The organism is Streptomyces sp. NPDC001492, assembly GCF_053597275.1.
On the sequence record NZ_JBSFHW010000001.1, the window covers coordinates 1 to 21,932 of the forward strand.

General features: G+C 71.5%; 25 protein-coding genes. 14 read left to right on the top strand and 11 right to left on the bottom strand.

Annotation, left to right across the window (positions count from 1 at the left end):
* The coding region (locus ACWC1K_RS00005) for a hypothetical protein (protein WP_450827343.1) at nucleotides 1-951 on the bottom strand (951 nt) is incomplete at its 3' end.
* An 87-nt stretch (nucleotides 952-1,038) separates the two neighbouring features.
* Complete coding sequence (locus tag ACWC1K_RS00010; protein ID WP_450827345.1) at nucleotides 1,039-1,506, bottom strand: hypothetical protein; 468 nt, start codon at nucleotides 1,504-1,506, stop codon at nucleotides 1,039-1,041.
* A 237-nt stretch (nucleotides 1,507-1,743) separates the two neighbouring features.
* On the opposite strand from ACWC1K_RS00010, the gene ACWC1K_RS00015 reads away from it, so the two are divergent.
* The 4 genes from ACWC1K_RS00015 to ACWC1K_RS00030 all read left to right on the top strand — a co-directional run bounded on the left by ACWC1K_RS00015 (nucleotide 1,744) and on the right by ACWC1K_RS00030 (nucleotide 5,028).
* Complete coding sequence (locus ACWC1K_RS00015; RefSeq protein WP_450827347.1) at nucleotides 1,744-2,058, top strand: hypothetical protein; 315 nt, start codon at nucleotides 1,744-1,746, stop codon at nucleotides 2,056-2,058.
* Nucleotides 2,055-3,011, top strand: a complete 957-nt coding sequence (locus tag ACWC1K_RS00020; RefSeq protein ID WP_450827349.1) for a WXG100 family type VII secretion target — start codon at nucleotides 2,055-2,057, stop codon at nucleotides 3,009-3,011. Before ACWC1K_RS00015 ends, ACWC1K_RS00020 begins: the two co-directional genes overlap by 4 nt.
* A 67-nt stretch (nucleotides 3,012-3,078) precedes the next feature.
* Nucleotides 3,079-3,780, top strand: a complete 702-nt coding sequence (locus ACWC1K_RS00025) for a hypothetical protein (protein ID WP_450827351.1) — start codon at nucleotides 3,079-3,081, stop codon at nucleotides 3,778-3,780.
* 69 nt (nucleotides 3,781-3,849) lie between these two features.
* Nucleotides 3,850-5,028: a hypothetical protein gene (locus tag ACWC1K_RS00030; RefSeq protein ID WP_450827353.1), complete on the top strand. Its 1,179-nt coding sequence runs from the start codon at nucleotides 3,850-3,852 to the stop codon at nucleotides 5,026-5,028.
* 7 nt (nucleotides 5,029-5,035) lie between these two features.
* On the opposite strand, the gene ACWC1K_RS00035 is transcribed toward ACWC1K_RS00030, so the two are convergent.
* From ACWC1K_RS00035 to ACWC1K_RS00050, 4 genes are all read right to left on the bottom strand, one after another.
* Nucleotides 5,036-5,260 (bottom strand): hypothetical protein, encoded by a 225-nt coding sequence (locus tag ACWC1K_RS00035; RefSeq protein WP_351473306.1) that lies wholly within the window; start codon nucleotides 5,258-5,260, stop codon nucleotides 5,036-5,038.
* Between the two features lie 42 nt (nucleotides 5,261-5,302).
* The gene (locus ACWC1K_RS00040) at nucleotides 5,303-6,538 is read right to left on the bottom strand and encodes an amidohydrolase (protein WP_450827355.1); all 1,236 of its coding nucleotides are present in this window, start codon (nucleotides 6,536-6,538) and stop codon (nucleotides 5,303-5,305) included.
* Nucleotides 6,539-6,763: 225 nt separating this feature from the next.
* Nucleotides 6,764-7,540 (bottom strand): NPP1 family protein, encoded by a 777-nt coding sequence (locus tag ACWC1K_RS00045; protein ID WP_450827357.1) that lies wholly within the window; start codon nucleotides 7,538-7,540, stop codon nucleotides 6,764-6,766.
* Nucleotides 7,541-7,801: 261 nt separating this feature from the next.
* Nucleotides 7,802-7,954, bottom strand: coding sequence for a hypothetical protein (locus ACWC1K_RS00050; RefSeq protein ID WP_450827359.1), 153 nt, complete (start codon nucleotides 7,952-7,954; stop codon nucleotides 7,802-7,804).
* 108 nt (nucleotides 7,955-8,062) lie between these two features.
* Here ACWC1K_RS00050 and ACWC1K_RS00055 point away from each other — a divergent pair, with 108 nt between their 5' ends.
* The 3 genes from ACWC1K_RS00055 (at nucleotide 8,063) to ACWC1K_RS00065 (ending at nucleotide 10,548) form a co-directional block, all read left to right on the top strand.
* Nucleotides 8,063-9,409, top strand: a complete 1,347-nt coding sequence (locus ACWC1K_RS00055; protein WP_450827361.1) for a tetratricopeptide repeat protein — start codon at nucleotides 8,063-8,065, stop codon at nucleotides 9,407-9,409.
* A gap of 102 nt (nucleotides 9,410-9,511) precedes the next feature.
* Nucleotides 9,512-10,222, top strand: coding sequence for a GAF and ANTAR domain-containing protein (locus ACWC1K_RS00060; protein WP_450827363.1), 711 nt, complete (start codon nucleotides 9,512-9,514; stop codon nucleotides 10,220-10,222).
* Between the two features lie 47 nt (nucleotides 10,223-10,269).
* Entirely contained in the window at nucleotides 10,270-10,548 is a 279-nt protein-coding gene (locus ACWC1K_RS00065; protein WP_450827365.1) for a ribosomal protein L7/L12, read from the top strand.
* A gap of 23 nt (nucleotides 10,549-10,571) precedes the next feature.
* On the opposite strand, the gene ACWC1K_RS00070 is transcribed toward ACWC1K_RS00065, so the two are convergent.
* On the bottom strand, nucleotides 10,572-11,375 hold the full coding sequence (locus ACWC1K_RS00070; RefSeq protein ID WP_450827367.1) for a hypothetical protein: 804 nt from the start codon (nucleotides 11,373-11,375) through the stop codon (nucleotides 10,572-10,574).
* Between the two features lie 204 nt (nucleotides 11,376-11,579).
* Between ACWC1K_RS00070 and thrS the strand changes: the two genes are divergently transcribed.
* Nucleotides 11,580-12,884, top strand: coding sequence for a threonine--tRNA ligase (gene thrS, locus ACWC1K_RS00075; RefSeq protein ID WP_450827369.1), 1,305 nt, complete (start codon nucleotides 11,580-11,582; stop codon nucleotides 12,882-12,884).
* A gap of 74 nt (nucleotides 12,885-12,958) precedes the next feature.
* A complete protein-coding gene (locus ACWC1K_RS00080; RefSeq protein ID WP_450827371.1) occupies nucleotides 12,959-13,924 on the top strand; it encodes a nucleoside hydrolase in 966 nt (321 codons plus the stop codon).
* Between the two features lie 265 nt (nucleotides 13,925-14,189).
* On the opposite strand, the gene ACWC1K_RS00085 is transcribed toward ACWC1K_RS00080, so the two are convergent.
* Nucleotides 14,190-15,116 carry an LAETG motif-containing sortase-dependent surface protein gene (locus ACWC1K_RS00085; protein ID WP_450827373.1) on the bottom strand — a complete coding sequence of 309 codons (927 nt, stop codon included), beginning with the start codon at nucleotides 15,114-15,116 and terminating at the stop codon, nucleotides 14,190-14,192.
* 252 nt (nucleotides 15,117-15,368) lie between these two features.
* Nucleotides 15,369-16,103 (bottom strand): DUF4142 domain-containing protein, encoded by a 735-nt coding sequence (locus ACWC1K_RS00090; RefSeq protein ID WP_450827375.1) that lies wholly within the window; start codon nucleotides 16,101-16,103, stop codon nucleotides 15,369-15,371.
* Between the two features lie 245 nt (nucleotides 16,104-16,348).
* Here ACWC1K_RS00090 and ACWC1K_RS00095 point away from each other — a divergent pair, with 245 nt between their 5' ends.
* Nucleotides 16,349-17,032: a DUF6445 family protein gene (locus tag ACWC1K_RS00095; protein ID WP_450827377.1), complete on the top strand. Its 684-nt coding sequence runs from the start codon at nucleotides 16,349-16,351 to the stop codon at nucleotides 17,030-17,032.
* Nucleotides 17,033-17,044: 12 nt separating this feature from the next.
* Here the strand turns inward: ACWC1K_RS00095 and ACWC1K_RS00100 are convergent, their stop codons facing one another.
* Nucleotides 17,045-17,413: a DUF6479 family protein gene (locus ACWC1K_RS00100; RefSeq protein ID WP_450827379.1), complete on the bottom strand. Its 369-nt coding sequence runs from the start codon at nucleotides 17,411-17,413 to the stop codon at nucleotides 17,045-17,047.
* 91 nt (nucleotides 17,414-17,504) lie between these two features.
* On the opposite strand from ACWC1K_RS00100, the gene ACWC1K_RS00105 reads away from it, so the two are divergent.
* The 3 genes from ACWC1K_RS00105 to ACWC1K_RS00115 all read left to right on the top strand — a co-directional run bounded on the left by ACWC1K_RS00105 (nucleotide 17,505) and on the right by ACWC1K_RS00115 (nucleotide 20,716).
* Nucleotides 17,505-18,074, top strand: a complete 570-nt coding sequence (locus tag ACWC1K_RS00105; protein WP_450827381.1) for a GrpB family protein — start codon at nucleotides 17,505-17,507, stop codon at nucleotides 18,072-18,074.
* Between the two features lie 71 nt (nucleotides 18,075-18,145).
* A complete protein-coding gene (locus ACWC1K_RS00110) occupies nucleotides 18,146-18,565 on the top strand; it encodes a luciferase domain-containing protein (protein ID WP_450827383.1) in 420 nt (139 codons plus the stop codon).
* 192 nt (nucleotides 18,566-18,757) lie between these two features.
* Complete coding sequence (locus tag ACWC1K_RS00115) at nucleotides 18,758-20,716, top strand: YncE family protein (protein ID WP_450827385.1); 1,959 nt, start codon at nucleotides 18,758-18,760, stop codon at nucleotides 20,714-20,716.
* 42 nt (nucleotides 20,717-20,758) lie between these two features.
* On the opposite strand, the gene ACWC1K_RS00120 is transcribed toward ACWC1K_RS00115, so the two are convergent.
* Complete coding sequence (locus ACWC1K_RS00120) at nucleotides 20,759-21,133, bottom strand: hypothetical protein (RefSeq protein ID WP_450827387.1); 375 nt, start codon at nucleotides 21,131-21,133, stop codon at nucleotides 20,759-20,761.
* A 119-nt stretch (nucleotides 21,134-21,252) separates the two neighbouring features.
* On the opposite strand from ACWC1K_RS00120, the gene ACWC1K_RS00125 reads away from it, so the two are divergent.
* On the top strand, nucleotides 21,253-21,927 hold the full coding sequence (locus tag ACWC1K_RS00125; protein WP_450827389.1) for a nucleotidyl transferase AbiEii/AbiGii toxin family protein: 675 nt from the start codon (nucleotides 21,253-21,255) through the stop codon (nucleotides 21,925-21,927).
* The last annotated feature ends 5 nt before the right edge of the window (nucleotides 21,928-21,932 follow it).

Sequence of the window (21,932 nt, forward strand, 5' to 3'; positions counted from 1 at the left end):
TCCCCCACTCTCGGCTTCGCTCGAGCGGGGGGACCCCCATCGCGGCGGAGCCGCAGGTCGACGCCGCCCCGCGCCCCTTTGGGGCGCGGCCTTGCTGCTCCGGAAGCGGCCTGTGAGCCAGGCTGTCAGGGCGACCGTCAGACCCAGGGTGATCAAGATCCAGCACGCCTCGCGGAGGGTTGCCGTCAGGGCGTCGTAGACGGCGGCCGCGGCCGGCTGCTGGGTCTCGTCGGGGAGGCCGGCGAGGGTGAAGTGGCGGCCGATGGTGACGGCGAGGGCGAGCAGCGCGCCGCCGAGTGCCGTGCCGAGGGCGGTCGCGGTGACCGCGCGGCGGCGGCAGGCGGCGACGGCGATCCCGGTCACGGCGAAGACGACGGCCGCCACCGGCAGCCAGAAACCGGCGACTTCCAGCACGTGGAATCCCTTCCGGAGGCGGTCCAGTTCCTGGGCCGGGAGTACCGGGACCTCGGTGTGCTCGACCGGGATGCGGTTCGCGAACGGGACGTGGTCCACGGCGAGTTGACGCTTGACCTGGGCGGTGACGGGGGCGAGGTCGACGGTGACGTCGCGGTCGCTCTCGTCGTGCAGGGCGCGCAGCACCGCGTCGTGGACCGCCCGGTTCCCGGAGTCCCAGGCCAGCCGGAAGGCCTCGGTGCCGGTGAAGGAGTGCACCGCGTCGTGCACGAAGGGGCGCACGGTGCCCCGCAGCGGCCGTACGTCCCGCCGGTCGTCGACCTGCTCCATGATCCCCGCGCCGACGGTGTCCGCGACGGCGTCCCGCACGGCGGGGTCCCCGGCCAGCGGTGCCATCGTCGTGACGTAGCGGCTCGTGTCGGTCAGGTCGTACGCCGCCCAGGCCGCGAGCGTGCCGCACGGCGCGAGCAGACACGCGAGGGCGATCAGTGCCGCCGACAGGGCGTGCCGCACGCGCTCAGGTCGCTTGGGGGCCACCTCTCCAGGCAACGGCCCGGGGGCGGGGTCCGCGAGCGGGGCGCCTCCATACGGGTTCCGTCCGGGTGCGCCGCACCCGGGGGCCGGTCAGCGGATGCGGTTGCCGACGGCGTCCTCCCGCGTGTAGTAGCGGTAGAAGAACACCAGGAAGATGCCCGCCGTGACGACCACGCCCAGGGCCACGGAGCGGTAGACCGACTCTCCGGTCTGGCTGTAGAGGAAGCCGACCGCGGCGCCCGCGAAGCCGGACTTCACCAGTGAGTGCAGTTCACGCTTGAGCAGCGGTGCGAACGTCGCGACGGCGATGCACAGCACGATGAACACGGCCGCCGTGACGAAGCCGAACAGGATGTTCCAGCCGGTGATCTCGCCGCCGCCGCGCCGGTTGGCGGCGCACCAGAAGCCGTAGACGAGTCCGAGGACGACGGGGATCCCGTACCGCCCGACGGTGTGGACCCGCTCGTCGAACAGGTCGGGTGTGCGAGTGGGCCGGGCCGCGCGGTTCAGCCTGACCTTGCCCATCATTCCGCCGGACGTGGGTGCCGCTTGAGCCATGAGAGCACTCCTCTCTCTCCTCGCCCCTGCCTACCAGAGCACACCTGGAGGCAGGGCCTGGCAAGTCGGTGGACGGGGGCAGTTCCGGGTGCGGCGCGCGCGAAGAGGGGGCGAGGGACATCTTTACGTGATCTTGACCGGGATTGGATCTCCCTTTTCCACGGCTTGGCGGGGCCCCTACCGGGCGTTCCTAGACTCCGGGGAGCAACGCACGCGCTTGCAAACGATGGGGGACTCATGGGGGACGGCTTCCACGTCGACCCGGACATGCTGCTGAAGTACGCGGCACAGGCCGAGCAACACCTCGACGATCTGCCACGGGTGGCCTCCGCGCTCGCCCACATCACCGTGCCGGGCGGTGCGTTCGGCAAGCTGCCGGACTCCGACGAGCTGCATTCCGCCTATCTGGAACACGCGGCCGCCGCCGAGCACAACGTGCGGGACCTCGTCTCGGTCCTGGCGGACGTGGCCCAGAGGCTTCGGGACGTCGGAGGCCAGTATCTGAGCAACGAGTACGACCTGGGCCAGGGGATGGACGGCATCGGCGCATGAGCGACACGGCAGCCGCCTACGCCTGGACGAGGAAGGAACCCGCGCCGCTCCCGCCGCTGGAGGACGTGGGGCCCAGCCAGGAACACGGCCTGGACGCCGGCATCGACGACCTCGTCCGGGGCGTCCTGGAGGCGACCGGCATGCTCGACGAGCTGGAGAAGGTCACCGGCATGCCGGCGCAGCTGCAGGAAGCGGCGCAGAGCTGGCACGGCCAGGCGAAGGCGCTCCAGTCGCTGGCCGACACCCTGCGCATGGGCGCCGCGAAGCTCCCCGAGCACTGGGAGGGGGAGGCTTCGGAGGCCTTCGGCCGCGGTATGGGCGAGTTCGTCGACGCCATCGACGGCACCGCCGAGGACATGGGCCGGACCGCGGAGATCCTGTGCAGTGCCGCGAAGGAGTGCAAGCTGGCCGAGGACACCGTCGTCGCCATCATCCGCGAGGCGATCGAGATGATCGCCATGACGGTGGCCGCGGGACTCGTCGTCGACCTGCTGACGGCAGGACTCGCCACGGCTGTGGACGCGCTGGCGGTGGACGCCGAGGTCACCGTCTACGTGGAGCGGGTGGAGCAGGTCTCCTCCAAGCTGGGCAAAGCCCTGCGGGAGCTGATGGACGCCGTGAAGGACATGAAGAAGGGGGAGAAGACCTTCAAGGACGTGCGCAAGGCCGCCAAGGGTGTCCGCAAGATGGCCGGCTGGCGCGGCATGGGGGGTGAGGGGACGCACAAGGGCCTTGTCTGGGCCGCGCACCACGAAGGGATGAAGCAGCTCAAGGAGCATGTCTTCAAGCCCGCGTTCGGGCAGGTCCCCGGGCTCACCGGAGACCCGGCGGGGCCCGTCAAGGAGGCGCTCCACAGCGACACCGTGAAGGAGGCTCTGGTGCGGGACCAGCAACTGGCCGACGACCAGCCCTACCGGGTCAACAAGCGCAGCATCGAAGAGGACTTCGGCTGAGCGCCGGGTCGCTAGGGAGAAGCCAGCCGTGTCACAGCATGCCCAGCCGAATGACCCGCCCCGGCGGATGACGAAGCGGGACGCGCGTGGTCAGGAGGACGACGCACGCCGTCAGGAGTACGCCGCCCGGTGCCTCGCGGGCGGTGAGCGGCTGCTCCGTGCCTTCTCGGCCCGGCTGGATCCGCTGGCGCCGGAGCGGGTTCCGCGCCGCCATCGACCGCCGCGGCCGCCTCGTGCGCCGCAGCGCGGGACGCAGGACCGGAGCTTCCGAGGCCTGGGGGTGCTGCTGCTTCCCTTCTACTGGATTGCCGCGGCGGGTGCCGTGCTGATGGCCCCGGTGGAGGCCCTGGCCGACAAGCTGCTGGAGTGGATGTGGCGTGGCTTCGGCATCCGGCGGCTGGTGCGCGGCCGGGTGTGGCAGGGCGGCTGGCAGAGTGACGCGGGCCGCTGCGTGATCGCTGTGCGGGCGGCCGACGGACGCGGGCTCTACGAGAACGACAGCTTCCTGCTGACGTTCACCGACCGCCGGGTGCTGCTGCTCAGCTCGCCCCGCTCGCCGGAACGCGATACCCCGGAGCTCCTCGCGGAGTATCCGCGGCAGGTGCTCGCCCCGCGCAGCGAGCCGCACCCGGCCCGCCACCGCAACCGTGTGGACGTCGCCTTCCCGGACGGCTCCTGGGTCGCGCTCGCGATCGGCAGCCGGGACCGGGTCGGCGAGGTACGGCAGTCCCTCGCGGCGGGCCGCCCGACGTCGGGTTTTCGGTCCTGACACCCACCTTTGCACCCGCAGCGGTTACGGTGCTGCCGTAAGTGATCGACGGGGGATGGGGAGGGAACGATGCCCGGAACCGTGCTGTTGCTCGCCGCGTCCCCGGCGGGCAAGGGGTGCCTGGTGGACGCGGCGTCCGTGCTCCCCGTCCTCGCGGCCGTCCCGCCCGCCGTCCTGTCCGGCACGGACACGGCGAACGTCGTCGAGCTCGCCGACCCGCTGGAACCGCAGGCCGTGCTCACCCGGTTGCGGGCCGCCGCGGGGGCCCCGGGGCCGCTCGCCGTGTTCGTGACCGGTCAGCTCCAGCTCGACCGGCGACAGCGGCTGCCGCACCTGGCGCTGGCCCGTACGACGCCCGCGACGGTGCGCTACACCGGGCTGCCCTGGCACTGGATCAGGGAGGAACTGCGGCTGCGGGCGGCCGGTTCCACCACGCTGTTCCTGGATCTGCACGCGGATGCCGAGGCCTGGGAGTGGTTGCGGAGCGCTCCGCTGGACTGCGGGGCCAACAACGCCGTCTACGGCCGCGTGGCACCTCCGCCGTCGCGGCGGGCGGTGGCGGTACCCGCGTATATGAAGGCCGTGGCGACGATTCTGCGCAGTGGGCTGCGGCCTCCTGCGGAGCAGTTGCACCAGCAGGCGCTGGGCCGGGTGGGTGCGGAGGGGTATGCGGACCTGGTGCTGGGCGCGCCCGGCGTGGGGGGTCCCGTCCCTGGGGGCTTCGCCCCCAGACCCCCTTATCGGCCTGAACGGCCTCGTCCTCAATCGCCGGACGGGCCGGGTATCGCCGACCGGCCGCGGAGCAGGGACGCCGACAACCGCGCGGCCGACCCGCACGTCCTCATCTCCGCCGCCGTCGAGTCCGGTCGCCACTCCGACGCCGACGCCCTCGCCGCCCGTCACGAGCAGGCCGCCGTGCACGCGCACGGGCCCGGATCCGAGGAGGCCTTGCACTGGGCCGAAGTGCGGGCGGATCTGGCGATGTTCGCCGGGGATCCGGTGCGCAGCTGCCGGACCTGGCTGGGGGTGGCGGCCGCGCGGCTGGCGGCGGGGCAGGCGGCGGACGCGCCGGCCGTGGAGGCGGCCGTGGACCGGGCGCACCACCAGTGGGGGCAGGTCCGGGATGCGGCGGCGGCGCGGGAACTCGGGGCGGCGCTCGCCGGGTTGCGCTCGCGGGTGCCGGGGCGCAGGCGGGGTGCGCTGGACCATGTGCGGCGCCAGCTGCGGCAGTTGCAGACCCAGGGCTGAGCGGGCCCTACACCTCGGCGGTGGCGAACAGTTCCAGGTGCCCGCACTTGGGGCAGCGGTACGCCTCGATCTGCCGCCGGGGCCGGCCCATCCGCCTGGCACCCCCGAAGGGCCCCCGCTCCAAGGCGCCCTCGATCCAGCGCGCGTACCCGTGCGTGCCCTGGCCCTCGTCCTCGATGAAGCCGTCCATCAGGCCGATGGTGCCGCAATAGGTGCACTTGTAGTTGTTCACGCGGTGAGTGTAGGAGCGCGATCACCCCGTGAGACGGGCGAGCTATGTGAGATACGCGAGGGCCCCCGACACCAGCGTCCGCACGCCCGGTGTGACCGTCGACAGGTCCGGCGCGAAGTGCGGGCTGTGGTTGCTCGGGACCGCCAGGAACTTCTCCATCAGGTCGGTGCCGGGTGCCGCGTCCCACACGTCGGCCGGGGTGGTCGTGACGAACCAGTAGGAGTACGGGATCGAGTCCTGCGCCAGGTGCGGGAAGTCCTCGCTGCCCATCACCGGGCCGAAGTCCAGCACCGTCCCGGCCCCGAGGACCTCCTCGTGCACGGCGGCGATCCGCCGGTCGGTGCCGGCGTCGTTCGTGGTCACCGGGAAGGTCGCGCCGACCGTGACCTCCGGCTCCCGCGGGCAGCCGGCGGCCAGGGCCTCGCCCGCCGCGATGCGCCGGATCGCCGCGATCATCCGCTCGCGCACCTCGTCGGACTGGGTGCGCAGGTTCAGGGCGATGCGCGCCTCGGACGGGATGATGTTGTGCCGGGTGCCCGCCTCGATCCTTCCGACGGTCAGCACGGCGGACTCGCGGGCGGCGATCTCCCGGGCGACGACGGTCTGGAGACGGGTGACGAGGTAGGCGGCGGTGACGACGGGGTCGACGGTCGTCTCGGGGCGGGAGCCGTGGCCGCCGCGGCCGTGGATGACGATGTCGATGTCCGTCGACGCCGACATGATCAGGCCGGGTGAGTGGGCGTAGAAGCCGACGGGGCCGGGCGCCGCGTGCTGGCCGAGCAGGACGTCGGGGCGCGGGTGGCGCTCGTACAGGCCGTCCGCGATCATCCGCTGCGCGCCCTGGCCGGTCTCCTCGGCGGGCTGGCCCACCACCAGCAGGGTGCCGGACCAGGTGTCGCGCCCGGCGGCCAGCGCCGCGGCCGCGCCCGCCAGCCAGGTCACGTGCAGGTCGTGCCCGCAGGCGTGCATCACGCCGGGCGTGGTGGAGGCGTACGGCAGGCCCGTCTCCTCCTGCACCGGCAGCGCGTCCATGTCGGCGCGCAGGAGGACCGTCGGGCCCTCGCCGTTGCGCAGGACGCCCGCGACCCCGGTGCCGCCGACGCCCTCGGTGGTGTCGTAGCCCGCCTTGATGAGCCGCTCGGCCAGTTTGGCGGCCGTGCGGTGCTCCTGGAGCGACAGCTCGGGGTGGCGGTGCAGGTCCCGGTAGAAGTCCTCCAGGTCGGAGACCGGGAGTTCGGCGGTGAGGTCCAGGGCGGTGCGGGCGGCGGGAGACGGCATGGGGGCAGCGTAGGCGGCGCCGGGCTCCGGGAGGACGGAATGCCCCCACAGGGCGAGGGCCGCGCGAGGGCAGTGCGGCCGCCGACGCGAAGGGGGGAGTTTGCGTCGGCGGCCGCGAGGGGGGGGGTTCCCGGTGAAGAGCCTGGCAGGCGGGGAGTTGATCGGCACCCCGGTCCTTGGAGGTAATCAATTCCGCGGGCCCGTCGTCTGTGGGGCGGGGGCCGGTCAGGCGTACGGGTCGAAGGGGATGCCGCTCGGCTTGGCCTTGTTCAGGTGGTCGGCGAACCTGGAGTCCTGGAGCGGGAAGTTCGCGCTGCCCCAGTCGGAGGCGTTCAGCTTGTCGCGCAGGCCGGACGCCAGGCCGGACCAGCTGAGCAGGTTCTCCTGGTGCCAGGCACCGGTGTCGTTCTCCGGTGTCTCGCCCCACTTGGCGAAGCGGAAGGCATGGGTGGAGGCGCCGTCCTTGTGGTAGACGGCCTCGACGCGCTGCCCGCTCATGGGCACGTCGGCAAGGGGGTGGGTGCTGAAGCCGCCGTGCGCGGAGGCGGACAGATAGGCCGGGGTGGACGCGCCGTCCTGGACCCAGACGACCATGCACTCCCAGTCGTGGCGGTGCCCTATGCCGGGGGAGGCCTCGTCCTTCTCGAAGTAGCTGGCGTAGATGATCCCGCACCAGCCGTTGTTGCACTTGGACCGCGAGTAGGTGTTGGCGTGGCCGAGGTGGCCGGAGCGGCACTCGCCGGTGATCGGGCCGGTCGGCTTCAGACCGCCGTTGAGGTTGCCGTCCGGGTCGATCGCGGCGGCCGGGTAGCAGGCGTCCGTGTCGTAGTCGTAGAGCGGCTCGAAGTTCTTCTCGAACGAGGTCGCGTTCTCGGGCAGGTTCTGCAGCACCCCGGCGAAGGCGCTGCCCGGCAGGGCGAGGGCGAGCACGGCGGCGCTGCCGGCGACGGCGGCGGCCCTGGCGAGGCGGTGGGACCTGGCGCTGCTGGCTGCTGGGGACATGGGGGCTCCAGTCGACGGTCCGTTCGTTGCGGACATGACATCCGGGTGCGGGACGAAGACTGTCGCAGGTCGAGAGTTCACTGGAAGGGCTTTCCGTCAAACTCGCGGCGGCTTTTGGCGGTGAACCGGTACCGCGTTATTTGGCGGGACGTCAGGTCGCCGTTTCTCCGGGCGCGTACGAAAGCCGTACTCGCGGGCGCGGTGGAAGGTCCTCATCGCCAGGTGTGCGGGGCCCGACTGCGACCGGGAACGTCGGGTGCGTCAGCGTCCGTGGTGGACCTGCTGCACCTGGTCGACCGGCCTCGTGTCGGCCGCCTTCGCCGGGCCCGCGTTGGCTGCCAGGACCAGGGCGGCCACTGCGACGATGGCTGCGCCGAACCCTCGGGCATAACGCTCGGAGATGTGTCGGAGCACGGCAACCTCTCAACAGCGTCTCAACAGTGTTGTATTAAACGTGCTTAAGACGCCGTTTAACGTAGGGGTCGACGGGGGCCAACGGCAAGAGGTTCAGGGGGAGTTGTCGTGTCGGACCGTGACGATCCAGTGACCATCGGTCGCAGAGTCCAGCAATTGCGGTCCGAACGTGGGCTCACACAACGGCAGTTGGCGGAGCCCGCCTACACCCCCGCCTACATCTCCACCCTGGAGGCCGGCCGGGTCCGCCCCTCCGACGAGGCGCTGCGGCACATCGCCGAGCGCCTGGGGATCGCCTACGAGGAGCTGGTCACCGGGCGTCCGGCCCGCCTCGCCACCGATCTGCGCCTGAGACTGACCGAGGCGCAGCGCACGCTCGCGGGCGGCGGGGCCGAGCAGGCGGCGGAGCAGTACGCCGCGCTGCTCGCCGAGGCCGAGAGCCACGAACTCGTCGACGTCCAGGCGGTGGCGCTGCTCGGGCTCGGCGAGTGCGCCCTGGACACCGGAGAGCTGGAGGCCGCCCGGCAGTACTTCGAACACTCCGAGCGCGCACTCGCCGACCTGCCGCTGCCCGCCCGGGTGCCCGCCCTGCGCGGTCGTGCCGTCTCCCACTACCTGGCCGGTGAACTCCGTTACGCCGTCTATCTGCTGGAGTCCGCCCTCGACGAGCTCAACCGCGGCGGACTGCACGACCCGGATGCGCTGCTCCTCCTCTACGCCAGTGTCATCGGCCCCTACATGGACATGGGCGCCCAGGCCCGTGCCGCCCAGGCCGCCGAGTTCGCGCTCGCCCTCGCCCCGCGGTCCGGGGACCCCGCGCTCGTCGCCCGTATGCACCGCTCGGTGGCCCGCACCCTGCTCGCCGAGGGCCGCATCGCCGAGGCCGACGCCTCCCTCGCCAAGGCCGCCGAGCTGTACCGCACCCTCCAGATCCGCACCGAACTGGCCAACTGCCACTGGATGCGCGGCTACGTGTACGCCCAGAACGGGGAACTCGACCGCGCGGAAAGCGAGTTGAGGAAGGCGCTCGACATGCTGTCCGCGGGGCGCGCCGCCCTCTACAGCAGCCAGGTCGCCGTCGAGCTCGCCGACGTACTGCACCGGCGCGGCAAGTCCGACGAGGCCGCGGCCCTCCTGCGCGACGTGCTCAGCGACGATCTCGGCCCCGAGCGCGGGGCCCTGCACTCCGCCGCGGCCCACCGGCTGCTCGGCATCATCGCCGAGGACGCCGGTGACTCGGAGGCCGCCGAGGAGCACTACGTCCGTGCCCTGAGCATGCTGGAGCGGGCGGGCGCGGCCGGTGACCTGGCCGACCTGTGCCGGCTGCTGGGCGATCTGCTGCGCCGCACCGGCCGGGTGGAGGCGGCCCTGGACGCGTACCGCACGGGCCTCGGCCACCGCACGGCCCTCGGCACCACCACCCTCGGCCCCGCACCCGCACAGCCGCCTCTGTGACCCGTCCGAGGGGCGTCACGCGGACGGCGTTTCGTCCCTCGGGGCAGGGGTAGTCGGGCAGCGCCCCCAGATGCAGGCCCCCCACTGCGATCGGAGGAGGCGATGGCCGTGGACGCAGTAAGGGCCATCGACATGATCGCCGAGGTGGTGCGTGATGCCCGGCCCGGGGAGGCACCTGCACGGCTGTGCACGGTGGCGGAGAAGCTGCTGCCGGTCGTCGGCGCGAGCGTGTCGCTGCGCAGCAGCGGAATGCCCATCCGGCTCGCCGCGAGCAACTCCCTTGCCGCGTATCTCGCGGAGGTCCAGACCACCCTCGGGGACGGCCCGTGGCTGCACGCCTACCTGATCGGCGCCCCCGTGCTCGCCTGCGACCTGACGGGCGGCCGGGACATGCGCCGCTGGCCGCTGTTCGCGCGGCAGGCGGCGGCCGTCGGCGTCCGGGCCGTGTACTCGATGCCGCTGGGCACCGACGACGGCCTGACCGTGGGCACGCTCGACCTCTACCGCGACAGCCCGGGCGACCTGACCGAGGACGAGCTGCGCCGTGCCCAGCTGGTGGCCGCCGTCATGACGCTGGCCCTGACGACCCTGCCACGGGAGGAGAACGGCGGCGGCGAGGAGGCCTGGCTGGGCGGTCTGGCCGCCCAGCACGACGAGGTCTACCAGGCCATCGGCATGGTCATGGCGCAGCTCGGCGTGGCCGCAGAGGAGGCCTCGGCCCGGCTGCGCGGCCGCGCCTTCGCGCAGGGCCGCACCGTCCTGGAGGTGGCGCACGACGTCATCTCGCACCGGGAGAGACTGGACGGCGACTGAGCGACCGCCGGACCGGGCCCCGGATCCGGGGTCCTTATGATCATGGCATGGACATACTGGGTTTCTCCCTGCTCACCCTGCTGGTGCTCTTCGGTATCGGCAGCGTCGAGAGCCGGATCTCCCGCGCGGACAGCCGGGCTGCCCGGATCGAGCGCAAACTCGACCTGATCCTCGGCCACCTGGGGCTCAGCGAGCCCGAACCGTGGTCGGACGAGGTGAACGCACTGCTGCGGGACGGCAAGAAGATCCAGGCGATCAAGGTGTACCGGCAGGCGACGGGGGCGGGCCTGAGGGAGGCCAAGGAGGCCGTGGAGAAGCTCGGCTAGACCTCCGCCGGGCGGAGCGCCGGTCAGACGCGGAGCCGCGGCTGCTTCCTGACGTCGGCCAGTCGCTGCGCACCCACCTGTACGAAGGCCTTCGTGGTGTCGGCGGACACGTCGCCCGTGCCGCCGTGACTGAGGGCGATCGTGTCGTCGCCGACGCGGACCACGGCGACGTCGAGGGTGAGCAGGGTCTGTTCCCCGGTGGCGGTCGCGCCGGTGAACGTGATCCGCAGCCCCTGCCGGTCGTCTCCGACCACCGGCAGTGCGGCCTCGTCGACCCGGACGTTCTGGAGCGCGCCGCGCCCGGTCACCGCCGTGAACTTGGCGCAGGCCTTCGGCAGGGTCCGCATCCAGGCCAGCGTCCGGCCCACGGCGGCGGGCTTCAGCGACAGCACCTGGTAGCGCAGCTGCGTCTGGTCCATGGCGTCGTCGAGCCCGGTCACGGCCCGCGTCCCGGCGGCGTCCGCACCGAACAGGTCGTCCGTGTACAGCGCCTCCAGCAGCTTGCGGCATTCGGGCACGTCGGCGTGGGCCTTGAGCACCCCGTCCCGCCAGGTCGCGGCCCCCTGCGTGGGCGCCCACGGCGCACCCAGATCCGCCTGGGTCACCAGCGCGGCCTGAGCCTGCGCCTCGGTGAGGGGCGGCGGTGCGGCGGGGGCCGTGGGGGACGGCTTCGCACGGTGCACGGCACTGTGCGAAGCGGTCGGCGACGGCTCCTTCGCCCCCGGCTCCGGGCCCACACCCACGATGAGACCGCACGCACTCACGCTCATCAGCGCCCCCGCGGACATCGCGGCGACGACGAGGACACGGGACGGGATGCGGGTCATCGGACGCCTCCTGGCCACCTCAAGATCGGTTACGTCTCCAAGGGACCACCGCGCACGACACCCCACCAGCGCGCCGGGCCGTCCGGGTTACGCCCCACACAAAAACCCTTCGCACCCGTCCCCGCCCCGCGTTACCGTCCTCCCATGCAGCGCGCACAGTCGTTCCTCACGACGACGCCGGAGAGTGTCCCGGCGCGCTGATCCATGGACTGGACGTCAAAAGCCCCGGGGCGAGTGCCCCGGGGTTTCGTCGTGGGTCTCTCGCCCCGTACCACGAGGAGAGAGACCATGTACGACCACCGTCGGCTCGGCCGTGAGCTGGACCTGTTCGACACCGACCCGCTGATGGGCGCGGGGCTGCCGTACTGGCTGCCCGACGGCGCGATCGTGCGGCACGCCCTGGAGGAGTACATCCGCGAGGTGGAACGCGCGGCCGGCTACCGGCACGTGTACTCGCCCGTCCTCGGCAAACGCGAGCTGTACGAGATCTCGGGGCACTGGTCGCACTACAGCGACGACATGTTCCCGCCGATGGAGCTGGGCGGCGAACAGGTCGTCATGCGGCCCAGCCTCTGCCCCCATCACGCCCTCATCTACCGGTCCCGCTCGCACAGCTACCGCGAACTGCCGCTCCGTGTCGCCGAGTTGGGTGGCATGTACCGCTCCGAGCTGTCCGGCGTGCTCGGCGGGCTGACCCGCGTACGGTCCATCCAGCTCAACGACGCCCATGTCTTCTGCACCCTGGACCAGGCCGTGGACGAGGCCCGCGACGCGCTGGAGCTGATCGGCCGCGCCTACGCCGACCTCGGCATCCGCGCGTCCCGCCACCGGCTGTCCCTGCCGGGGGAGGGCGGCAAGTACGTCGCCGACCCGGAGCTGTGGAAGCGGGCCACCGGGCTGCTGGAGGAGGTGCTGGCGGGCGCCGGTGTCGCGTACGAGGCGGCTCAGGGCGAGGCCGCCTTCTACGGGCCCAAGATCGACGTCCAGGTCGTCGACTCCGCCGGCCGCGAGGCCACCCTGTCCACCGTCCAGATCGACTTCCACCAGCCCGAACGCTTCGATCTGCACTACATCGGCGCCGACGGCGCGAAACACCGGCCGGTCATGGTCCACCGCAGCATCATCGGCAGCGTGGAGCGGGCGGTGGCGCAGATGATCGAGGAGCACGGCGGAGCCTTCCCGGCCTGGGTCGCACCCGTCCAGCTCGTGGTGCTGCCGGTGTCGCAGGCTCAGGAGGAGCAGGCGCACGACCTCGTACGGCGGGCCGTGGCACGCGGACTGCGCGCGGAGGTGGCCGCTCCCGAGCAGGGCAGCCTCGGTGCCCGCGTCCGGGCGGCGCGTCTGGTGCCGTACCAGGCGGTGATCGGCGAACGGGAGGCCGAGGGCGACCTGGCGGCCCTGCGGCTGCGGGACGGACGGCGGCCGGGGGCCGTACCGGTGGAACGGCTGCTGGAGCGGATCGGGGAGTGCGTCCGGACCCGTGGCGCCGAACTGTGGGCGGCTGCGTAAGGTCACTGTCGTAGCCCCCGGCGCGCAGCCCGTGTCGTAGCGACCCGCGTCGTCGTAGTGAGAGGAGCCCGGCCGTGACCGGTCAGCCCATCCCGGTGATCATCGACTGCGACACGGGTGTCGACGACGCCCTGGCCCTGCTCTTCGCCGTCCGCCACCCGGGGATCGACCTGCGCGCGGTCACCTGCGTCGCCGGGAACACGGACGTGGACGGCGTCGTCCGCAACACCCTCACCGTGCTGGAGCAGGCCGGCGCCCCCGACATCCCCGTGGGCCGCGGAGCCGAGCGTCCGCTGATCGAGCCGGCGCGCTCGGCGCGGCATGTGCACGGCTCCGACGGCATGGGCGACCTCGGCCTGCCCGCGCCCACCCGCACCTCCGCCGACGTGGACGCGATCACCCTGCTGCGCCGGGAGATCCTCGCCTCGCCGCGCCCGGTCACCCTCGTCCCCACCGCGCCCCTGACCAACATCGCCCTGCTGCTGCGCACCCACCCCGACGTCACCCGCAACATCGAGCGGATCGTGTTCATGGGCGGCGCGGTGGCCACCGGGAACGCCACGGCGGTCGCCGAGTTCAACGTCTGGCACGACCCGGAGGCGGCCGCCGTCCTGCTCACCGCCGGGGTGCCGATCACGATGTACGGCCTGGACGTGTTCACGCAGGTCGTCGTCCCCGGCGCCGATGTGCACCGGCTGCGCGCGAGCACCGAGCCCGGCACCCGGCTGGCCGGCGAGCTCCTCGCGCACCGGCCGGCCCACCCGGGCGAGGCCCCCGAGGCGGAGGAGGCCGGCGGCCTCGGGGACGCGGGCGCGGTCTGCACGGTCGTCGACCCTGCGGGCATCACCACCCGCCTGCTCCCCGTCGAGGTCTCCCTCGCCCCCGGCCCGACCCGCGGTCAGACGATGGTCGACCGCCGCCCCCGCCCCGGAGAGTCCGAGATCCACGAGGGAGCCCGCCGACAGCCGCTGGTGGACGTGGCGTTGGACGTGGACGTGAACCGGTTCGTGAAGCTGTACCTGGAGACGGTGGAACGCTGAGCGGGCCGGGCGAAAGGCCGGTGGGCACCCCGCTCGAGCGAAGCCGAGAGTTCATGAACGTGCCGTCGAGCGTGTCGACCAGGCTCATGCGGTCACGCTCCAGCACCTCGTGGAGCGTACGGCTGCTGCTCAAGCCCTGCGTGGCGGACGGGAGTTGACCGGTTCGCGGATCCGGCGGCACGAACGCCCCGGAGCGGGGGTCTCCGGGGCGTTCGTATCGGGAGTGGCTATCGGGATGTCCGCCGGTCCGCCGGGCGGGGGCGGATCACTGGTGGGCCGTGCGGCGGCGCCTGGTCACGACGACGATCGCTCCGCCGGCGGCCAGGAGCGCCGCGGCGCCGCCGGCGATGATGCCGGAGTCGCTGCCGCCGCCGGTCTGCGCGAGGCCACCGCCGCCGCTCGGGGTGGCCGCGGGAGCGGTGGTCGACGCGGAGGCGACGGGGGTGTCGGTCCCGCTCGGCGTCGACTCGGAGGCGCTCGGGGTCGGGGTGGGGCTCTCCTCGGCCGGCGTGGAGGGCTGCCCGGCCGGCGGGGTCGAGGCGGGCGGGGTGGACGGCGGCTGCGACTCGGTGTTCGTGCAGTCCTTCGTGCCGCCGTTCCAGGAGGCGATCAGCTTGTCCTTGATGACCGGGTGGTCGGGGCCCTTGGGCAGATCGCCGTGCTCGAAGCCGTCCTTCGCGTCCAGCTTGCCGTCGAACTTCACGGCGCCCCGGTAGAGGTCGATCTGCGCGAAGCAGCCCGCGTCGGGCACTGCGATGTCGAGGGAGTCGGTCTGGCCCTGCTTGACCGTCACCGAGTCGAAGTCGACGAAGACCTGCTCGCCGGAGGTGGCGAAGGACGGGCCGTGGGCCAGGTAGGAGGCCAGGGAGGCCGTGCAGGTCGTGGCGTCGCCCGCGGTACGGACCTTGATGTGGATCTTGCCGTCGTCGGTGGGCTTCAGGGTCTGGTCGTCGACCTTGACCGAGTCGTAGAAGTTGCTGCCGTCCAGCGAGAACTGGCAGCGGTCCGTCTCCGTCTTGGTGCCGGCCCCGGTGCCGGGCCGGTAGCCGTCGGCATGCTTCCAGCCGTCACCGCCGGGCGTGCCGGTGGCCCAGGCTCCCGAGGCCGCGGCGACGGTGGCGGCGCACAGGGCGAGCGAGGCGGCGCCCGTTCCCAGGAGGCGGCGCGCGGTGACACGTCTGGCTATGGACATGCAGATCCCCATCTTGGCGTGTGCAGTTCCCGGCGCGGCGGCGCAGGGCAGCACGCCGCGCCCGGCCGCACCGGGGGTGAATGGTCTGAGGAACACCGGGCCCATTGGTCACATGAACCCCAGTGCGATCACATCGTGGATCTGTTGGCGGAACGCTGTCAACCTGCGGTAACCGACGAGTAGTTCAATCGTCTATTACAATTTCGCCACAGACGGAAGGGGCGGCTCCTGTACTGCGGAGCCGCCCGGATCTCACCTCACGGTCGGGCTCGGAGCGGCGTTCTGGCCGGTCGAGGACTCACCCGGCAGGATCGGCGGCTGGGTGGTGCTGTCCACCGGTGGGGTGAGGACGACCTCCGGCTGGCCCGCGACCGGGGGCGGCGGGGTCAGGTCCGTGGCGGGCAGCTTCGGCGGGGTGGTCTCCTGGAAGAGGACCTGGTCGAAGTTGACCAGACCGGTCTCCTCCATGACCGTGATGTGGTCCAGGACCGTCGCGTTGGCCTGGTTGGCCAGCACGCGCACCACCGTGTTCTTGGTCGTCGAGCGGATCTTCGCGATCGTGTTGAAGATCGAACCGTGCGTCACACGCAGGATGTTGGCGAAGTCCGTGTCGAACTGCTTGCCCTGGTCCGCGGCGAGCGTGTTGACGAAGCCGACCTGCTGGGGGCTGGCCACGTTGGGGATCGTGATGTTCAGCATCGTGCTGATCTTGCGGCAGCTGGCGTCCAGCGCGGCGTGCCCGTCGATGAGGTGCTTGCTCGCGGTGATCACCGCCTTGCTCTGCCCCTTCTTCAGGCCCATCTGGCCCACGGGGTACTCCCACAGCCCCGCCGCACGCACCTTGACCACGAAGTCCCGGTCGGCCTCCGTCAGCGGCCCCCACTGGGTCTGCGCGATGACGCGGTCCCCCGAGCTCGACACGGTGTTGACTCCGAGCATCGCGGGATAGGCGAGCGCGGCCAGGGTCAAGCTCAGAGCCCCGCCCACGAAGAGAGTTCCCGTCGCATTCCGCGAAAAGCGCACCGTGCCTCCTGTCCGGTCGGGGGTCCCGCCGGTGGGTGGCGGGAGGGTCGACGGAGAGGAGTACGGATGAGGTTCCGGCCCGGAACCTTTTGGTTTGGTAAAACCCTGCGGGTGTGAGGCAGGTAACGGCCACTGGACCCCGGCCGGTTGACGGAATGTTGACCATTTCACGGGAGAGACGAGACGAACTCCAGACCTAGATTCGCCCCATGCCCCCACAGCCCCGGAAAGCCCCGACGGTCCTTCCCGTCCTCCCCTACCGCAAGCCCACCAAGGGCCGCGACTACTGGGTCATCGACGACGTCCTGGCCGACGTGGACGCCGTACGGGAGCGCTGTCTCGCCAAGGACGACTGGGTCAAGGGTTACCCGTACACCTCGGAGACCTGGCCGGGCCTGCGCACCATGCCGGGCCTGGAGCCCGCCGAACTCGCCCGTGTGGAACGCCTGGTGAAGAAGGCGACCGGCGCGAAGGAACTCTGGGTGCAGGAGGCCCCCGGCGGCGGCACCCTCAACCACAACTGCATCCAGGTCGTCGGCAAGGGCGAGAGCGAGCCGCGCCCGCACACCGACTCCCGTGCGCTGTGCCGCTACGCGGCCGTGCTGTACCTCAACCCCGACGTCCCCAAGGACTGCGGAACCGCCTTCTACCGCCAGTCCCTGCCCGGCGGCCGGCTCGGCGGCAACATCGTGCAGGCCCCGCACAACAACCTCGTCGAGGCCCTTGGCACACGGTTCGTGCCGGGGGACCACTTCGAGGAGGACGTGCGGGTCCCGCACAAGTACAACCGCCTGCTCCTCTACAACGCCAACCTGGTGCACAGCGCGACGGGCTACTCCGGCACCACGCTGGAGGAGAAGCGCATGACGGCGGTGTTCTTCTGGATGGCGTGAGCCCCCGGGACGTCAGAGGCGTCCCAGGCCGCCGCCTCCGAAGGAGCCGCTGGAGCCGGGCAGCCAGCGCCTGCGGTGCTGGTCCTTCCCTGTCTTCGTCCCGGATGGATGGAGCTCGTACGGCATCAGCCGTTCCTTGCCCTCCGAGTGCGGCACCTCGTCGGGTTCCCGCACCTCGCGCGTCTCCCGGACGGGACCGCCGTCGGGGAGGTGGGGATGCTCGTCCGGATTGGGCCGCGGCAGTTCGCGGTCCCGGACCCTCATGCCGAACTGCACGGCCCAGACCAGTGCACCGGCGATGATCAGGCCACCGACAAAGGCGGCGATCACGTTGAGTACCTCACTCGACGTGGCCGCAACAACAAACGTCGCAGTACTCATGCCCCCATTATCGCCGAAAGGGAGCGATTGCGGAGTGTTCGGTATTTCCGCAGGTCATGAGTACTTTCCGGGCTTCGCATAGGTGTCCGCGGTGCGCGTGGTCGACTACGACCCCGACTGGCCCCGCAAGGCATCCGCCGCGATGGACGCCCTCCGCGCGGCGGCTCCCGGGCTGTTCGTCGCGCTGGAACACATCGGCTCCACCGCCGTCCCGGGCCTCGCGGCCAAGCCCGTCATCGAGCATGGGGGTCCCCCCGCTCGAGCGAAGTCGAGAGTGGGGGAGGCCGCGGTACCGGCCCTCGCCGACGTACGTCCGCACGAGCCGGCCCTCGCCACGCTCCGCTTCCTCCCCCACGACAATGGCATGACCGACCGGCTCCTGTACGTCCGCTCCGAGGCCGGCGTCCGCAGCCACATCCTGCACGTGGTGACGCGGGACAGCTGGCCCACCCGCAACCAGCGCATCCTCAGGGACTACCTGCGCGCCCACCCCGAGGAGGCGGCCCGCTACGCCGGGCTCAAACGGTCCCTCGTGGCAGCGGGCACCCCGGCCCGGGACTACGCGCGTGCGAAGACGGCACTCGTGCAGGAGCTGACCGACCGGGCCCGCGCCGAACGCGGCCTGCCGCCGCGGCCCGTCTGGGAGAAGGGGCCGAAGTGAGCCAGGTCTCCCGCGGGTTACGGATCGCTCAAGCCCTGGTGTCCGCGTGGTGAGCGCCGCACCATGGGCGCATGACACCGGCGCAGAGAGCCATGGACCAGCTGGCCGCGTGGCCCGACCTCAGCCCGTGCGAGGCCGGCTGCGGCACGGGCCGCGCACTGCGTTCCGCACGTGACGAGATCGTGCACTTCCACTCCGAGCGGGACGTGGACCTGCACCTCACCACCCGCGCGATCCAGCGGCTCCACTACGACTTCGCCGAGTCGACCGCCATCCGCATGGTGCCGGGCTCCCGCTGGGTCACCGTCCATCTCGACTGCGAGACGGACGTCGACCTGCTGCTCAGCCTGGTCAGCGTCGCCCTCAAGGCCCACTCCGCCCACCCGGGGCACCCGGCGCCGGCCGTCTGCAACTTCCACCGTGTGACGGTGCTGGCGCGCGACGACGCCGACGAGGACGACGAGGTGGCCGAGGCCGATCAGGCCGGATAAGGCCCCAGAGCAGGGGCCCCGCACCGGAAGTCCGCACACCGGAAACCCCCTCCACAACTGTCACAGGCATGCCATACGCTGCTCCCAGCAGCCGCGCCCCGCGCGTCACCGCCGTAGAGCGGTCATGTGGGTGTTGCGCGGCGCACTCATCTCCCCGGTCGCACCGGGTTTTCTTGTGGGGGTTACAACACTGTGCGTACGCGCAGCATCTCGACCGCGACAGCGCTTGCGGTCCTCTTCAGCTCGGCGGCGCTGAGCGTCGTCGCGGCGGGCACCGCCTCGGCGGCGACGGCCCATGTCAGCTCGCCCGGCGGCATCGTCGCGGACGGCCCCCTGAAGCGGGTGTTCGTCGGCGACAGCACCGCCGGGACCGTCGCGGTCACCGACTACTCCGGTGCCGTCCTCGGTTCGGTGAGCGGCGTCACCGGCGTCAGCGACCTCGCGGTCTCGGACGACGGGGCCACGGTGTACGCGGCCGCTCCGCAGATCCACGAGATCTGGGCCATCGACGCGGCCACCCTCGACGTCAAGACCCGCTACACGGTCTCCACCAACTACGGCCCGCGCCACGTCGCCGTCTCCGGCGGCAAGGTGTGGTTCACGTACGGCGACCAGTGGGACGGCAACCTCGGCTCGGTCGACCCCACGGTGGACCCGGCGGGCGGCACCGACCCGGTGACGCTGACGCAGTTCCCGAGCGGGGGCAGCATCTGGGGCCAGGGCCTGCTGGACACCGACCCGAGCCAGCCGGGCATCCTCGCCGTCGGCGAGACCGGCCTGTCCACGGACTCGATGGCCGTGCTCGACGTGTCGAGCGGCAAGCCCGCACTGGTCGCCTACCACAACGGCGACTACACGCTGAACAACGGCATCGGGGACATCGACCTGGTGCCCGGCGGCACCCAGGTGCTGGTCAACGGCAAGGACCGGGACGCCTACGCGGACGGCAAGTTCAAGGCGGTCGGCTCCTACCCGGACGGCCAGCTCGCCGACGTGGCCTCCAACGGCCTGATCGCCCAGGTCAACGGCAGCAAGGTCCTCACGTACCAGCCGAACGCCACGCTGCCGCTGCACACGTACGACCTCGGCACCTCGCGCACGGCCGCCCTCACCTGGGCCCCGGACCTCACCAAGGTCTTCGCGCTCGTCGGCACGGACGTCGACAGCGGCGGCTACAACCTCAAGGTGCTCGGCGACCCGACGCTGAACAACCCGACCCTCACGCTCAACGCCCCCTCGACGGCGACCCGCGCCAAGCAGCTCACCGTCACCGGCCGGATCTCGGCGTCGGTCGCGCTGCCGGCCGGTGTGCAGCTGCAGGTCACCCGTACCGACCTGGAGTCCCCGAACGGCAAGGCGCTGCCCGCCGTCACGGTCAAGGCGGACGGCACGTACTCCTTCAACGACACCCCGCCGGCCGGCGGCACCGTCACCTACAAGGCGACCTACGCGGGCGACGCCGACCACTCGGCGGTCACCGCGAGCGACAAGGTCGCGGTCTCCCGCAACGCGACCACGCTGAGCCTGAACAACAACGGCAAGGTGTACTCGTACGGCGCCGACGTGAAGTTCACCGCGCACCTCGGTACGACGTACAAGAACCGCACGGTCGAGATCTGGGCCAACCCCTACGGCGGCGACAAGCCCAACAAGCTGCTGAAGACCGGCACGGTCGACTCCAGCGGCAACATCTCCGCGATCGTCGACATGACCCGCGACACCGAGGTCAGCGCGGTCTTCAAGGGCGACGCCCGTTACGCACCCAAGACGGTCAAGTCCACGGGCTACGCCAAGGTGAAGGTCTCCACGGCCGTCACCAAGAACTACAAGAAGGCCGCGATCGGCTCGCACACGTACTACTGGTTCCACAAGAGCACCTCGCCGCTCGTCACGACGACCATGACGTACTACCCGGGCCGCAAGCAGCGCCTCGAGCTCGAGGTCTACTACAACGGCACGTGGTACCAGACCGAGGACAGCCCCCAGTACTTCACGCTGGGCTCGAACGGCCAGTCCGCGGTGAGCCTGGGCGCTCCGGGCGAGTCCGGCATCAAGGCCCGCGTCCGCGCGGCGTACATCAACAACTCGTCGGGCGACAACGTCAACACGACGACGTACACCGGCTGGAAGTACCTGTACTTCACCAACTAGCCGATGGCTGCATGAGGAGCGCCGGGCGGGTGGCGAAGGCCATCACCCGGCGCTTCTGGTGTTCGCCAGGCAGCGGCGCAGCGGAAGCGCGGTGATCACGACGAAAATGCCGAACGCGGTGATGGGCAGCAGTCCGGCCGGCCGCAGATAAGCCGTCGGATCAGCCAGGACCGCATGCCACGCGCCGTCCCAGTTGCCGGCCAGATCCAGGAGCATGACCGCGGCGGCGAGCAGCGCGCCACTCGGGAGGGCCCGGACGATCAGCACGGCGACGAGCAGGTCCAGCAGCAGGAGTGCGTGGAACAGCAGCTGGACGGGCAGCGGCGCGTAGCCGTAGGCGTGCAGCCCGCCCGTTGCCAGGAAGTACGCGTGTGCCGCCGTTCCCTCCAGGAAGCCGATGGCGTACGCACCCGCCACACACCGGACCCATACCGGACGATCCCCCCATCGCATGGGGATCACCCTAACGACAACACGCTGCCCGGTCCTGCCGTTGATCGCGCCTGAGCCGGGCTCCCACGAGCGATAATCCGGGCATGGCCGCACTGACCGACCTGCAGCGTCGCATCCTGACCGACGTGCTTGCCGTGGGCAGTGCCTACCCGCTCGTCCTCACGGGCGACTGCGCCGCGCAGGCGCACGGCCTGGTTGAGCACCGCAGCGAGGACCTCGATGTCGCCACCGAGAACCCCGCGGGCATGGAGCAGATCGGTGCCGCGGTGCGGACGGGGCTGGAGGAACGAGGCTGGCAGGTCAGGGTGGTGGAGACGGATCCTCTCTCCGCCCAGCTGATCGTCACCGACCCGGACAGCGGCGACGAGTGCGAGGTGGACGTCCTCAAGGAAGTCATGTGGCGGCCGCCGGTACAGACCGAGTTCGGCCCTGCCCTCTCCCTCGAGGACGTCGTCGGCACCAGGGTCTGGGCCCTGGCCGACCGTGGCCTTGCCCGCGACCTCATCGACGTACGGGCCGCCGCGGACCGCTGGACCCACCCCGAACTCGAGGAACTCGGCCGTCGCCACGCCCGGGACACCTTCGACCTCGCCGACCTCCAGGCGCGGCTGTCGGGCGCGGACCTGATGGACGACAGCGAGTTCGCCGCCTACGGGCTCGACGCGGGCGCGATCGCGGAACTCCGCCGGTGGGCACAGGTATGGGCCGACGACATCGCGGAACGGCTCCTCGAAGGCGAGCCGCCTCAGGACGAGTGAGCGAC